Origin of the sequence: Massilia varians (assembly GCF_027923905.1) — a bacterium.
Lineage (GTDB): Bacteria > Pseudomonadota > Gammaproteobacteria > Burkholderiales > Burkholderiaceae_D > Telluria > Telluria varians_B.
This window is the reverse complement of record NZ_AP026966.1, coordinates 5,067,160-5,081,096: the sequence shown is the minus strand read 5'-3', so window position 1 is coordinate 5,081,096 and position 13,937 is coordinate 5,067,160. Positions and strand designations below refer to the sequence as shown.

The following is a 13,937-nucleotide window of genomic DNA, read 5'->3' as shown; positions in this document are numbered from 1 at the left end:
CTGGAGGCTCAATGCAAACAGCACAAGACATTTCGATCAATCCACACGTCACCCCAGGCGCGTCGGCCACCGCCACGCCCGCAGAGATCGTCGCGCGTGGTGACTACCGGGTTATCCGCCGCAACGGCGCCGTGGTCGCTTTCGAACCGCACAAGATCTCGGTCGCGATGACCAAGGCCTTCCTCGCCGTCGCCGGCGGGCAGGGCGCCGCATCGGCCCGCATCCGCGAGCTGGTCGAGCAGCTGACCGGCAACGTGGTGGCCGCCCTGGTGCGCCGCCAGCCGAACGGCGGCACCTTCCACATCGAGGACGTGCAGGACCAGGTCGAACTGTCGCTGATGCGCTCGGGCGAGCATGACGTCGCGCGCGAATACGTGCTGTACCGCGCCAAGCGCATGGAAGAGCGCCGCGCCGCCAAGGAAGCCGCGGGCGGCACCCAGGTCGCCGCGCCGCAGATCCACGTGGTCGACGGCGGCGAGCGCCGCCCGCTGGACATCAACGACGTCCACGCCCTCGTGAACGCCGCCTGCTCGGGCCTGGAGAAGCACGTCGACGCCGACGCGATCGTCGCCGAGACCCTGAAGAACCTGTACGACGGCGTGCCGGTCGAGGAGCTGCACAAGTCGGCCATCCTGGCCGCCCGCGCCCTGATGGAAACCGACCCGGCCTACAGCCAGGTCACCGCGCGCATCCTGCTGCACACCATCCGCAAGGAAGTCTTCGGCCATGAAGTGCCGCAAGCCGGCGCAGCCGCCGAGTACATCACCTACTTCCCGCAGTACATCGCCAAGGGCATCCAGAACGAGCTGCTGGACGAAGCGCTGGGCACCTACGACCTCGAGCGCCTGGCCAAGGCCATCGTCGCCGACCGTGACCTGCAATTCGGCTACATCGGCCTGCAGACCCTGTACGACCGCTACTTCCTGCACGTGCGCGAAACCCGCATCGAGATGCCGCAGGCCTTCTACATGCGCGTCGCGATGGGCCTGGCCCTGCGCGAAGCCGACCGCGAAGCGCGCGCCATCGAGTTCTACAACCTGCTGTCGTCGTTCGACTTCATGAGCTCGACCCCGACCCTGTTCAACTCGGGCACCCGCCGCTCGCAGCTGTCCTCGTGCTACCTGACCACCGTCGGCGACGACCTGGAAGGCATCTACGACGCCATCAAGGAAAATGCGCTGCTGTCGAAGTTCGCCGGCGGCCTGGGCAACGACTGGACGCCGGTCCGCGCACTGGGCTCGCGCATCAAGGGCACCAACGGCAAGTCGCAGGGCGTGGTCCCGTTCCTGAAAGTCGTGAACGACACCGCCGTCGCGGTGAACCAGGGCGGCAAGCGCAAGGGCGCGGTCTGCGCCTACCTGGAAACCTGGCACATGGACATCGAGGAATTCCTCGACCTGCGCAAGAACACCGGCGACGACCGCCGCCGCACCCACGACATGAACACCGCGAACTGGATTCCGGACCTGTTCATGAAGCGCGTGATGGAGAAGGGCCACTGGAGCCTGTTCTCGCCGAGCGAAACGCCTGACCTGCACGACAAGGTCGGCAAGGCCTTCGAAGAAGCCTACGTCGCCTATGAAGCCAAGGCGGCGCGCGGCGAAATGACCGTGTACAAGAAGGTCGAAGCGCTCGACCTGTGGCGCAAGATGCTGTCGATGCTGTTCGAAACCGGCCACCCGTGGATCACCTTCAAGGATCCGTGCAACATCCGTTCGCCGCAGCAGCACGTCGGCGTGGTGCACTCGTCGAACCTGTGCACCGAGATCACGCTGAACACCAGCGCCGACGAGATCGCCGTCTGCAACCTGGGCTCGGTGAACCTGCCGCAGCACATGAAAGGCGAGGGCCTGGACCACGCCAAGCTGCAGAAGACCATCCGCACCGCGATGCGCATGCTCGACAACGTCATCGACATCAACTACTACGCCGTGGACAAGGCGCGCAATTCGAACCTGCGCCACCGCCCGGTGGGCATGGGCATCATGGGCCACCAGGACTGCCTGCACATGATGCGCGTGCCGTTCGCCTCCGAGAAGGCCGTGGAATTCGCCGACAAGTCGATGGAAGCCGTCTGCTACTACGCCTACCTGGCCTCGACCGAGCTGGCCGAGGAGCGCGGCCGCTACGAGACCTACGAAGGTTCGCTGTGGGACCGCGGCATCCTGCCGCAGGACTCGATCAAGCTGCTGGCGGAAGAGCGCGGCGGCTACCTGGAGCAGGACACCAGCGAATCGATGGACTGGACCGTGGTGCGCGAGCGCATCAAGCAGTTCGGCATGCGTAACTCGAACTGCGTGGCGATCGCCCCGACCGCGACCATCTCGAACATCATCGGCGTGTCGGCCTGCATCGAGCCGACCTTCCAGAACCTGTACGTGAAGTCGAACCTGTCGGGCGAATTCACCGAGATCAACTCCTACCTGGTGCGCGACCTGAAGGCGCGCGACCTGTGGGACGAGGTGATGATCGCCGACCTGAAGTACTTCGACGGTTCCCTGAGCAAGATCGACCGCGTGCCGCAAGACCTGCGCGACATCTACGCCACCGCCTTCGAAGTCGAGCCGAAGTGGCTGGTGGAACAGGCATCGCGCCGCCAGAAGTGGATCGACCAGGCCCAGTCGCTGAACATCTACATGGCCGGCGCCTCGGGCAAGAAGCTGGACGAGACGTATAAACTGGCCTGGCTGCGCGGCCTGAAGACCACCTACTACCTGCGCACCATCGCGGCGACGCACATGGAGAAGTCGACCACCCGCACCGGCGCCCTGAACGCGGTGCCGGTCTCGGGCGGCCTGTCGGCCGGCCATGCCGCGCCGGCAGCCGCGGCTCCGGCCGCGGCCCCTGCCGCCGCGGCGGACGTGGTGGAAGGCGCCGCCTGCTACCTGCGTCCGGGCGACGCCGGCTTCGACGAGTGCGAGGCTTGCCAATAAGCCGCCAATAAGCGGCCTCGGGTGCGGACCGGCATGCATGCCGGTCCGCACCGCTGACTTTACTGAACCAATACGACCGATCGTCCGCCTCGCGCGGACGCTTCATGAAAGAAGGAACCAACACATGCTCTCCTGGGACGACGAACCAAGCACCGCACCAGCCCCGCGCGCAGCGCAAGGCGCCGGCGAGGCGGCACCCGCCGCCGAAGTCGCCAAGCGCGTCAACGCCGACGACAAGCGCATCATCAACGGCCAGACCGACGTCAACCAGCTGGTGCCGTTCAAGTACAAGTGGGCATGGGACAAGTACCTGGCCGGCTGCGCGAACCACTGGATGCCGCAGGAAGTGAACATGCAGCGCGACATCGAGCTGTGGAAGAGCCCGAACGGCCTGACCGAAGACGAGCGCCGCATCGTCAAGCGCAACCTCGGCTTCTTCGTCACCGCCGACTCGCTGGCCGCCAACAACATCGTGCTGGGCACCTACCGCCACATCACCGCGCCGGAATGCCGCCAGTACCTGCTGCGCCAGGCCTTCGAGGAAGCGATCCACACCCACGCCTACCAGTACATCGTCGAGTCGCTGGGCCTGGACGAGCGCGAGATCTTCAACGCCTACAACGAGATCGCGTCGATCCACGACAAGGACCAGTTCCTGATCCCGTTCATCAACGTCCTGACCGACCCGGAATTCAAGACCGGCACCCTGGAAAACGACCAGAAGCTGCTGAAGTCGATCATCGTGTTCGCCTGCCTGATGGAAGGCCTGTTCTTCTACGTCGGCTTCACCCAGATCCTGGCGCTCGGCCGCCAGAACAAGATGACCGGCGCCGCCGAGCAGTACCAGTACATCCTGCGCGACGAGTCGATGCACGTGAACTTCGGCATCGACCTGATCAACACGATCAAGATGGAAAACCCGCAGCTGTGGACCCCGGCCTTCCGCGAAGAACTGAAGACCCTGTTCATGCAGGCGGTCGACCTCGAATACCGCTACGCCGAAGACACCATGCCGCGCGGCGTGCTGGGCCTGAACGCCCCGATGTTCAAGGGCTACCTGCGCTTCATCGCCAACCGCCGCGCCGTGCAGATCGGCCTGGATCCGCTGTTCCCGAACGAAGAAAACCCGTTCCCGTGGATGAGCGAGATGATCGACCTGAAGAAGGAGCGTAACTTCTTCGAGACGCGCGTGACCGAGTACCAGACCGGTGGGGCGCTGAGCTGGGACTAATCCTTCCGCATCTGCCTCATGACACCCGGCTGCCAGCGATGGCAGCCGGTTTTTTTCATTTCTGAGCACGCGGCTGTGCTAACTTTGCGTTCCACCACCATGAGAGGTCAAGGCCTGCCATGACCCCGGAACAAGCCGACGAACTGCTGCGGACACTGAAGACCCGTTTCGACAAGAACATGGGGCGCCATGCGGAATGTGACTGGCTCAAGGTCGAGGCAAGACTCCAGGACCATCCCGCCGCGCTCGATTCGCTGGCGCAGATGGAAGCCACCGGCGGCGAGCCGGACGTCGTCGGCATGGACGACGCGCGTGGCAGCGTCGTCTTCTGCGACTGTTCCCCGGAAACCCCCGCCGGCCGCCGCAGCCTATGCTACGACCGCGCCGCTTGGGAAGCGCGCAAGGAAAACAAGCCGCGCGGCAGCGCTGAAGAAATGGCCGCCGGCATGGGCATCACGCTGCTGACCGAAGCACAGTACCGCCACCTGCAAACGCTGGGCGAATTCGACCGCAAGACCTCGAGCTGGGTCGCGACGCCGCTGGAGGTGCGCAAGCTGGGCGGCGCGCTGTTCTGCGGCCGCCGCTACGGCCGGGTGTTCGTTTACCACAACGGCGCCGAGTCCTATTACGCGGCGCGCGGCTTTCGTGGCGTACTGACCTTATAACAGGGCGCTAGCTCAAGACAGGCTGCACCTTACAAAATGTCAGCATCTTGCGCACCGCCAATCTATCTCAGTCTGTCCGAATCCAGAATGGTCGTTCAATTCATCATCAGGGAGAACGCCAATGGCATCCGACGCATACCTGCAAATCGACGGCATCAAGGGCGAATCGGCCGACGCCGGCCACCAGGGCTGGATCGAGCTCACCTCGGTCAGCTTCGGCGTGATGCAGGCTACGGTCGGCAGCAAGTCCACCGCCGGTGGTCACACTGCCGGACATTGCGAGCATCGGACACTATCCTTGTCCAAGATCGCCGACCTCGCCTCGCCAATCCTGATGCAGCACTGCTCGATGGGCAAGACGATCCCGAAGGCCCGGCTGGAATTCATGCGCGCCGACGGCGACGGCAAGCGGGTCAAGTACTACCAGGTCGACCTGGAGAACGTGCTGGTCTCCCACATGGACCAGGTCATGAACGGCGGTGGCTTGCTCCAGGACGAGATCGGGCTGTGTTTCTCGAAGGTGAAGTGGTCGTACACGCAGCAGAAGATCGGTGGCGGCATTGGTGGTCAAACCGCCGGTGGCTGGGACCTTGCGGCCAAGAAGTGCTGCGCCTGAGGCGTCGCCATGGCCATTCCAATTCAGCCCCGGGACAACCTGGGGCACTTCATGCTCCCTCAGGCGCCTGAGCAAGCCGGTTATTACGTGTACGGCAACGTGGGCGGAAAGCCTGGCACCGGCCATCTCGCCCAATACGCCCACCCCAAAATGCTGTCAGTCATCTTCTGGGTTGAGCGGGAGTGGCAGGCCATCGACCATCGGAAATTCGGCATTGGGAATATGAGTCTTGCCGGCGGACTCAGGTACGAGCACGATACCCACATGAAGGGCATCGAAATGGATATGCGCCCGATCCGAAAGGATGGAATGATCGGCCCAGCGGCTCGCTGCACGTACAAGGACAAGACGATCTACTATCAGGCCGCCACGATCAAGCTAGTCAACCTGTTTTTGCGGCACCCCTTGGTCAAGCTCATCTACTTCAACGATGACGAGCTGCGCGCCGTGTGCGGCCCACGCGTGAAGCGCTGGCCTTCGCACGACGACCACCTGCACGTTGGGCTATGGGAGGGACGATGAACACACGCTTTGTATGTCTTGCCATCGCATTGTTGCTCCCCTTGGCCAGTGCGGCCGAGCCGCAGCCTCCGAAAGACCCGGGGGCGCGTTATCTTGCCACGCCGCTCAAGGGCGACTACTACGTGTACGGCGGCAGCCTGGGCGATTCCGTACCACCGACGGCGAAAGACAGGAAAGTGTCGCTGATGTTCACTGGAGCTCTCGCAAAAGAGCTTTTCGACCAGATCGGGCCAGACAGGAAAGACGCCTGCGGAGCCGGGCCGGACCACCGGACGCGCCTCAGAGGTCACCTTTCCTGTATCTGGGAAAAGCGCGGCACGTACACAGGGTATGCGTGCTATGTTGGCCTTGACGTCCCGACCGGGAAGAGTACCTACGGGTCGATTTGTTAGGTCAAGACGAACGCTGATATTTTCACGTAGGTCTTGATAGGGTAAATAGGCGCAAACTGACGTTGCGGGCTCACGTTACGATCTGCCAGTTGGCCAATGGTCGTTGTGGCGATATTTTTTGCGCCGGCTGTCAGCCCGAGGTATCAGGCCAGGGGCCGCGCCTTTGCCACCAGCGCCAGCAAGTCCGGCGCCGCCACCGGCTTGACCAGGTGATGGTCGAACCCCGCCGCGATGGCGCTCTGCCGGTCCTGCTCCTGTCCATAGCCCGTCAAGGCGATCAGGGTGGCGTTGGACGTCTCCGGCGCGGCCCGCAAGCGGCGCGCCAGCTCGTTCCCATCCATCCCCGGCAGTCCGATATCGAGGATGCACACCTCGGGCTGTCCGGTCCTGGCCCGCGCGAGCGCCTGCTGCGGGCCGTATTCGATCATGACGGCATGCCCGGCCGCTTCCAGGCACATGCCCAGCATCTGGGCCGCATCGACGTTGTCGTCGACCACCAGCACGCGCCGGGCGGCGGACGGGGCAAACGGCGCGTCCTCGCCCAGCGACACCTCGGTCCCATCCTGCTCGGCGGCGCGCGGCAGGGTCACGACGAAACGGCTGCCCTGGCCCAGGCCTTCGCTGTGGGCGGCGACGCTGCCGCCGTGCAGCTCCACCAGGCTTTTCACCAGCGCCAAGCCGATGCCGAGCCCGCCCTGCGAGCGGTCGGGGCTGCGGTCGGCCTGGGCGAACAGGTCGAATATGCGTTCCAGCAGGTCAGGCGCGATCCCGACGCCGTTGTCGGCCACCACCAGGACCACCCGCTCACCGGTCGCTCCCATCGTCACTTCGACGCGTCCTTCCGGCGGGGTGTACTTGGCCGCGTTGCCCAGCAGGTTGCTCAGCACCTGCACCAGGCGCTTGTGGTCGCCCAGCACCTGGGCGGCGTCGAACGCCAGTTCCACCACCAGGCGGTGGCGCTTCGCTTCCATCAGGGGGCGGGTCTGTTCGATCGCATCGGCGATGACCTGCTTGACGTCGAGCCGCGCCTGTTGCAGCTCTACCAGGCCACGGGTGACGCGCGAGACGTCCAGCAGGTCGTCCACCAGGCCGGTCATGTGCTTGACCTGGCGCGAGATGATCTGGCTGGTGCGGCGGCGCTGCTCGGGGGCCAGGTCGCGCGACTCCAGCAGGTCGGCGGCGGCGCGGATCGGCGCCATCGGGTTCCTCAGTTCGTGCGCCAGCATGGCCAGGAATTCGTCCTTGCGGCGGTCGGCCTCGCGCAAGGCTTCCTCGGCGTGCTTGCGCTTGGTGATGTCGATGCAGACCGCAAGGATGCTGTCCGAGCCATTTCCTCCCGCAGCGCGGATCAGGCTCACCGTGTTGTTGACCCACACGCTGCTGCCGTCCGGACGCAGGTAGCGCTTTTCGATCTCGAACGGCTCGCCGGCCGCGATGGTGCGCTTGAACAGCGGCAGGTTCAGCGCCAGGTCGTCCGGATGCGTGATCTCCTGCATCGGTGTCCCGAGCAGCGCTTCGCGGGTGCGCCCCACGATGTCGCCAAAACGCTCGTTGATCTTCACGATCCGGCCTTGCAGGTCGGTTTCGCAGATGCCGGCGGCGGTCTGCCCGAACAGCGACTGCAGGTGGGCTTCGCTCTTGCGCAAGGCCTCTTCGGTGCGGCGGCGCTCGGTCAGGTCGACGAAGGTGCAGACCGCGCCGTGCAGCTGGCCGTCGCGCCAGACCGGGCGCGCGCGGTACTCGACAGGAAAACCGGTGCCGTCGACGCGGAAGAACATCTCGTCCTCCACCAGCGCCGGCACGCCGTCGCGCGCGGCGCGGTAGATCGGGCAATCCTCCACGCAGTAGTGCGAGCCGTCCGGGTGCGCGCGGTGGATCACGCCGTGCAGCTTCCTGCCGATCACCTCGTCTTCGCTGCGGAAGCCCAGTATCTTCAGGAAGGCGGCGTTGCACATGATGGTGACGCCCTCGCGGTCCACCGAATAAAAGCTTTCCTCGGTGCAGTCGAGCAGCAGGCGCAGGTAGTCGTGGCTGCCACGCACCCGCTCCTCGGCCGCGCGCAGCTCGAGCGCGATGCGGCTGCGCTCGATCGATTCCCAGCAGCGGTTCGCCACCGCTTCCAGCAGGCGCACCTCGTGCTCCTGCCAGCGGCGCGGCGTCGACTGGTGCAGCGCCATGCCGGCGACCCACTGCTCGCCCTTGATGACAGGGACGGAGATCACGGCGCGCAGGCCGGTGTCGCGGTAGGCTTGCAGCACGTCGCCGACCCGCGCGTCGGTCTCGCTGTCTTCCACGACATAAGGCTGGCCGAGGCGGTTCAGGCGGACGAACTCGGCGCCGAAGGCAGCCAGCTGGTAGCGCCCGACGATGCTGGCAACGCCCCTGGTGTAGTTGCCGGTGAGGGTGAAGCTGCCCTGGTCTTCGCTCACGTAGGCATAGGCGCAGCGGTCCGCGCCAAGATGCTCGCCCAGCAGGCGCGCGCCGGTCTGGGCGATCTGTTCGGGATCGGTGAGCAGGCGGATGGCGTCGTCGAGCCCGGTAATGAAGCGATAGCGGGCGAGTTCGGCATGCACCAGGGAGTCCGCATCGACCGGGGGCATCGGCATTGGGTTCGGCATTCGTTGGCTGCTTGTCTGGGCTCGGCGCGCGCGTGCCGGAAGAGATCGATTGGCGATTATAGCCGTGGCACACTTTGCTCAGCGCACGCCGCCGACTTGCCCTATGATGTCGCACTGTCCAGTTCCGCATTGTCAACAACAGGAGAACTCCCTTGCAAGCCAAGACCGTCGCGCTGCTCGCCAGCCTGGCAGCCGTGTCCGCTGCCCACGCCGCACCGGCAACGACCGCCGGCCAGACCACTTTCCAGAACAACTGCGCCAGCTGCCACAGCGTGGACGCAGGTCTGTCCTCGCGTGCCGGCCCCGGCCTGTTCGGCGTGCTTGGACGCAAGGCGGCCGGCGTTTCCGGCTTCGACTACTCCGCGGCCCTGGTGAAGGCCGGCGCCGCCGGCAAGACCTGGACCCGTGAAGAGCTGGACGTTTTCCTGGCGGACCCCGCGAAGAACGTGCCCGGCACCACGATGCCGGTCGGCGTGCCGGACAAGGCGGCGCGCACGGCATTGGTCGACTACCTGGCCGGCCTGCAAGGCGCCGTCACCGCAGCGGCGCCTGCGAAGGCGGCGACGGCGGCCGAGCGCCAGGGTTCCTGGGACGACAACCAGCCCGGCCGCATCCACCACATCAAGGTGAGCGACATGCCGCCGCCTTTCGCCACCAGCAGCGCCGGCAACGGCCCGCGCGTCGAGGCGCGTCCGAACGGCAGCATGCCGACCGTGCCGCAGGGCTTCGCGGTCAGCGTGTTCGCGGTCGATGCCGACAAGCCGCGGGTGGCGTTGCGCGCGCCGAACGGCGACATCTTCCTGGCCGCCACCGCCAAGGGCGAGATCAAGGTGGCGCGCGCGAAGAGCGGCCAGGCCGCCGACAAGGTCGAGGTCTTCGCCAGCGGCTTGAGCCGCCCCTACGGCATGGCTTTCTGGCCGTCCGGCGCGCATCCGCAATACCTGTATGTCGCCAACGTCAATGCGATCGTGCGCATCCCCTACCGCAACGGCGACCTGAAGGCGCGCGGCCCGGTCGAGACCGTGGTGGCGCAGCTGTCCGACACCAGCGGCGGCCACACCACCCGCACCCTGGCTTTCTCGAAGGACGGCAAGACCATGCTGCTGTCGATCGGCTCGGCCACCAACGTGGCCACCGAGATCGGCCCGCAGCCGCCCGAACCGCTGGCGCAGTGGGAAGCGAAGCACGGCGTCGGTGCCAGCTGGGGCGTGGAAACCGACCGCGCCACCGTCATGGCCTTCGACGTGGACGGCAAGAACCGCCGCACCTATGCCACCGGCCTGCGCAACTGCGTCGGCATGCTGGTCTATCCAGGCACGGGCGACGTGATGTGCACGGTGAACGAGCGCGACGCGCTGGGCGACAACCTGCCGCCGGACTACCTGACCCGCGTGAAGCAGGGCGGTTTCTACGGCTGGCCGTGGTACTACATCGGCGACCACGAAGACCCGCGCCTGAAGGGCCAGCGCCCGGACCTGAAGGGCAAGAGTATCGTGCCGGATGTGCTGATCCAGTCGCACTCGGCGCCGCTCGGCATGGCGGTCTACCAGGCGCTGAAGGGCGCCAGGCACGCCTTCCCGAAGGAGTACGAGGGCGATGTGTTCGTGGCCCTGCACGGTTCCTGGAACCGCGGCGTACGCACGGGCTATAAAGTGGTGCGCGTCTTCATGAAGAATGGCGTGCCGACCGGCCAGTACCAGGACTTCATGAGCGGCATGGTGCTGAGCGACCGCGACGTCTGGGGCCGCCCCGCCGCTGTCGAGGTGGCGGCGGATGGCGCACTACTGGTGGTCGACGACGCCGGCGGCACCGTCTGGCGGATCGCGCCGCAGCGTTGAAGCTTCTCCCGAAAACCCGTCGCAAGACGGGTTTTTTCATTGTTGAGCTCGCTCATCATCCGTCCGTTGTCCCTGCACTATGGTAGGGAGGATCGACCAGGAGGAAGCGATGAATGTCAGGGAAATGCCGCGCGCGCCGGCGCACACGGTGGAATGGGAATTCGCCCAGTCCACCTATGCATCCGTGCTGGCCGACGTGCCCGCCGCACTGTTCCCTTACTGGGCCTGCAGTGCGCACGAGGCCTTTCCCGGCATCCCGCGTGATGCTTCCTTCTTCGCCCAGTCGGCCGAGGGCCTGATGACGTTCTTCGATTGCGCCGCCAGCGCCGGCAGGGCCTGCGCGCTGCCCTCGCGCGCGGCCGATTCGGTGTGGCGTGCATGGACGCGCCTGGATCCCGCAGGCCTCGACGCTTTTTGCATCCGCCACGTCGGCCGCGCCATCCCTTATATGGAGCGCATGCGGGAAGGGGAGCTGGACAGGGCGCTGGCCGTCTGCCTGGTGCAGGCCCGGCGCCGCGCCTCGCAGCCCGCGGCGGGCCGTCACCTCCCGCGCTTGTTCGGGCTGGACGCCCAGCTGGGCATGCCGGGCGGCGCCGGCTACCGCGTCATCCAGGGACTGGTCGCCCGTTCGCCACTGGACGAGTTGGGCAATCCCGAAGGCGAGGCGGACTTCCCGGCCAGCCTGCGGCCCGACGCGCTGCGCCGGGCAGGCCTGGTGAGCGAGGCCGAGTATGCCGAGGCGCAGTACGGCGCCTGCGGCGGCTAGATCAATGGCCTGAGCAGGTCTTCAGCAGGATGGCGAACTCGTCTTGCAAGGACGATTCCACGCCTGCGCCGTGCGCCGTGCGCCGCCGCTATCATGGCGTCGACCGGCCAGCCTGGCCGCAGGAGCGCGCATGCCCGACCACTTCGCACTGCATTACATCCCCGAATCCTTTTCCGTGGCCGGCCAGAAGCTGATGGGGAGGCAGTCGGCCGGCGTCGGCCTGTTGGGAGCGATTGCCCGCGATGCCGGCTTGCGCGAAATCGGCTGCCTTGCCGCCGATCGCAGCCATGCTGACGCATTCGCAGCCACCCTCCAAGGCGAGGGTTTTGGCGGCGCGATGGCGTGGATCCCGCCGTCGGCCCCGCAGGGGCTCGAGCGTTTCGGCTGCCTGTACCATCCCGGCCCCGATATCGAGCGCCTGGCCTGGCGCAGGCTGGCTGTGGGCGAGCACCGCTACAGCCTGTGCGGCATCACGCACGCCACCGCCTCGCACGAGATGATGAGCATGATGGCGAATTTGCTGGTGGCGCCGGTGCGCAGCTGGGATGCGATCATCTGCACCTCGCGCGCGGTGCGCGACAGCGTCCGGGTGCTGGTCGAGGAGCAGGCCGACTACTTGCGCACCCGCCTGGCGGCGCAGCGCTTCGAGCTGCCGCAACTGCCCCTGATCCCGCTCGGCGTGCATGCTGCCGACCTGCGCCCCGAAGCCGGCCGGCGCGTCGAAGCGCGCGCCCGGCTCGGTATCGGGGAAGAAGACGTGGCCTTCCTCTACCTCGGCCGGCTGTCGGTGCACGCCAAGTCCCACCCGCAGCAGATGTTCAGCGCCCTGGAGCGCGCCGAGAAGGGCGGGCGGCACGTGCACCTGGTCATCGCCGGCTGGTATGCGGGCGAGGCGATCGAAGCTGCGTTCCGTGAAGCGGCCGCGCTCCTGTGTCCGTCGGTGCGCCTGATCGAACTCGATGGCCGCGTACTCGGCAACCAGCTCGACGCCTGGGCTGCCGCCGACGTGTTCACCTCGCTGGCCGACAACGTGCAGGAGACCTTCGGCCTGGCCCCGGTGGAAGCGATGGCGGCCGGGCTGCCTTGCGTGGTCTCGGACTGGAGCGGCTACCGCGACACGGTGCGCGACGGCATCGACGGCTACCGCATCCCGACCGTGATGCCGGGACCGGGCGCGGGACTCGACCTGGCGCTGCGCCACGACGACGGGGTGGACAGTTTCGACATGTACTGCGGCCACGCGAGCCAGGCGGTGGCGGTGGACGGCGCGCAGCTGGCGCAGGCCTACGGGCGCCTGGTGGGCGACGCTCAGCTGCGCCGCAGGCTCGGAGAACAGGCGCGGCGCCGGGCCGAGACGGAATTCGACTGGACGGTCATCCTGGGCCGTTACCGCGCCTTGTGGGACGAACTCGCCGAACGGCGGCGCGCCGACCCGGTGCTGGCGCCGCCGCTGCCGTCGCGCGCCCCGGACCGTCCGGACCCGTTCCGGCTGTTCGCGAGCTACGCGACAAGGCCGCTCACGGCGGCCTCGCTGGTGGAGCTGGCGCCGGAGGCCACGCTGGCGCTGGTGAACGGGTATCGCGACCTGGCGATCAACCGCTTCGCCTCGGGCTCGCTGCCGACGCTCGAGGATTTCGGCCGTCTGTTCGGCGCCATCGGGCCGCGCCCGGTGGAAGTGGAAGAATTGATCGACACGCTGGGACCGTGCGACCGTCCGACGCTGTTGCGCGGGCTGGCGTGGCTGTGCAAGATGGACCTGCTCAGGGTCGTCGAATAATCAACACGCCGGCCGCCCGCGCGTAAAAATCAAAGGCACTGTTTTGCGCATCGCGCTGTCCAAGCATGGGCAAGCGGTTTTCCTGGTTCGGGATCCGGATCGCGCCGATGGATTGCCGATGCAGCGTCAATTAGGAGCGCATCCATTGCCGGAGACGGCAGTTTCGATGAACGCGCCGCGCTGAAAGACCGGCCGCTGCAAGCCGTGACGCTGGTTTGCCGATCAATCGAAATGGGATTTGGCGTGATCGCGGTGTAGTAGTTAACCGACGAATGCGCAATCGCATGTTTAAGTACGAAAAACGTGATTCACTTTGAGGTGTTCGGGTTGCGCGCTCACAAAGTTTTCGTGTACTTTACGTGTTTGAATTTGTCAAAACGTGAACATGTGATATTGTCGCGTCCATCCGGGCAGTAATCGATCGAATAATAGGAACTGATTCAATCAGTATGCACGTAAGCGAAGCGAAAAGAACAAGCCGCACTGCCTGACCGTGTTCAGGCAAGGCGGCTTTTTCTTTTCGCGCCCGCAAGGGTAGCGATGTGAAAACGCATTGAGTCGGATACCTAGCGACGTTGG

10 protein-coding genes are annotated in these 13,937 nt (G+C 66.0%); 9 read left to right on the top strand and 1 reads right to left on the bottom strand.

Features of this window, described 5'->3' with window-relative positions:
• The first annotated feature begins 11 nt into the window (after positions 1-11).
• The 6 genes from MasN3_RS22895 to MasN3_RS22870 all read left to right on the top strand — a co-directional run bounded on the left by MasN3_RS22895 (position 12) and on the right by MasN3_RS22870 (position 6,359).
• Positions 12-2,933: a ribonucleoside-diphosphate reductase subunit alpha gene (locus MasN3_RS22895; protein ID WP_281910490.1), complete on the top strand. Its 2,922-nt coding sequence runs from the start codon at positions 12-14 to the stop codon at positions 2,931-2,933.
• Positions 2,934-3,057: 124 nt separating this feature from the next.
• Positions 3,058-4,164, top strand: coding sequence for a ribonucleotide-diphosphate reductase subunit beta (locus MasN3_RS22890; RefSeq protein WP_281910489.1), 1,107 nt, complete (start codon positions 3,058-3,060; stop codon positions 4,162-4,164).
• Positions 4,165-4,283: 119 nt separating this feature from the next.
• The gene (locus tag MasN3_RS22885) at positions 4,284-4,829 is read left to right on the top strand and encodes a DUF4256 domain-containing protein (RefSeq protein ID WP_281910488.1); all 546 of its coding nucleotides are present in this window, start codon (positions 4,284-4,286) and stop codon (positions 4,827-4,829) included.
• A 121-nt stretch (positions 4,830-4,950) separates the two neighbouring features.
• Positions 4,951-5,445 carry an Hcp family type VI secretion system effector gene (locus MasN3_RS22880; protein WP_281910486.1) on the top strand — a complete coding sequence of 165 codons (495 nt, stop codon included), beginning with the start codon at positions 4,951-4,953 and terminating at the stop codon, positions 5,443-5,445.
• A gap of 9 nt (positions 5,446-5,454) precedes the next feature.
• Positions 5,455-5,967 carry a hypothetical protein gene (locus tag MasN3_RS22875; RefSeq protein WP_281910484.1) on the top strand — a complete coding sequence of 171 codons (513 nt, stop codon included), beginning with the start codon at positions 5,455-5,457 and terminating at the stop codon, positions 5,965-5,967.
• Positions 5,964-6,359, top strand: coding sequence for a hypothetical protein (locus MasN3_RS22870; RefSeq protein WP_281910483.1), 396 nt, complete (start codon positions 5,964-5,966; stop codon positions 6,357-6,359). The genes MasN3_RS22875 and MasN3_RS22870 overlap by 4 nt, the downstream gene beginning before the upstream one ends.
• A 143-nt stretch (positions 6,360-6,502) precedes the next feature.
• Here the strand turns inward: MasN3_RS22870 and MasN3_RS22865 are convergent, their stop codons facing one another.
• Positions 6,503-8,977 (bottom strand): hybrid sensor histidine kinase/response regulator, encoded by a 2,475-nt coding sequence (locus MasN3_RS22865; protein ID WP_281910482.1) that lies wholly within the window; start codon positions 8,975-8,977, stop codon positions 6,503-6,505.
• Positions 8,978-9,129: 152 nt separating this feature from the next.
• Between MasN3_RS22865 and MasN3_RS22860 the strand changes: the two genes are divergently transcribed.
• The 3 genes from MasN3_RS22860 (at position 9,130) to MasN3_RS22850 (ending at position 13,358) form a co-directional block, all read left to right on the top strand.
• Positions 9,130-10,815, top strand: coding sequence for a PQQ-dependent sugar dehydrogenase (locus tag MasN3_RS22860; RefSeq protein ID WP_281910481.1), 1,686 nt, complete (start codon positions 9,130-9,132; stop codon positions 10,813-10,815).
• Between the two features lie 109 nt (positions 10,816-10,924).
• On the top strand, positions 10,925-11,581 hold the full coding sequence (locus MasN3_RS22855) for a hypothetical protein (RefSeq protein ID WP_281910478.1): 657 nt from the start codon (positions 10,925-10,927) through the stop codon (positions 11,579-11,581).
• A 130-nt stretch (positions 11,582-11,711) separates the two neighbouring features.
• Positions 11,712-13,358, top strand: coding sequence for a glycosyltransferase family 4 protein (locus tag MasN3_RS22850; RefSeq protein ID WP_281910477.1), 1,647 nt, complete (start codon positions 11,712-11,714; stop codon positions 13,356-13,358).
• Positions 13,359-13,937: the final 579 nt, after the last annotated feature.

Excerpts from the sequence above, each read along its gene's own strand:
- MasN3_RS22895 (WP_281910490.1), top strand. The coding sequence starts at position 12 with ATGCAAACAGCACAAGACATTTCGATCAATCCACACGTCACCCCAGGC.
- MasN3_RS22890 (WP_281910489.1), top strand. The coding sequence starts at position 3,058 with ATGCTCTCCTGGGACGACGAACCAAGCACCGCACCAGCCCCGCGCGCA.
- MasN3_RS22885 (WP_281910488.1), top strand. The coding sequence starts at position 4,284 with ATGACCCCGGAACAAGCCGACGAACTGCTGCGGACACTGAAGACCCGT.
- MasN3_RS22880 (WP_281910486.1), top strand. The coding sequence starts at position 4,951 with ATGGCATCCGACGCATACCTGCAAATCGACGGCATCAAGGGCGAATCG.
- MasN3_RS22875 (WP_281910484.1), top strand. The coding sequence starts at position 5,455 with ATGGCCATTCCAATTCAGCCCCGGGACAACCTGGGGCACTTCATGCTC.
- MasN3_RS22870 (WP_281910483.1), top strand. The coding sequence starts at position 5,964 with ATGAACACACGCTTTGTATGTCTTGCCATCGCATTGTTGCTCCCCTTG.
- MasN3_RS22865 (WP_281910482.1), bottom strand. The coding sequence starts at position 8,977 with ATGCCGAACCCAATGCCGATGCCCCCGGTCGATGCGGACTCCCTGGTG.
- MasN3_RS22855 (WP_281910478.1), top strand. The coding sequence starts at position 10,925 with ATGAATGTCAGGGAAATGCCGCGCGCGCCGGCGCACACGGTGGAATGG.
- MasN3_RS22850 (WP_281910477.1), top strand. The coding sequence starts at position 11,712 with ATGCCCGACCACTTCGCACTGCATTACATCCCCGAATCCTTTTCCGTG.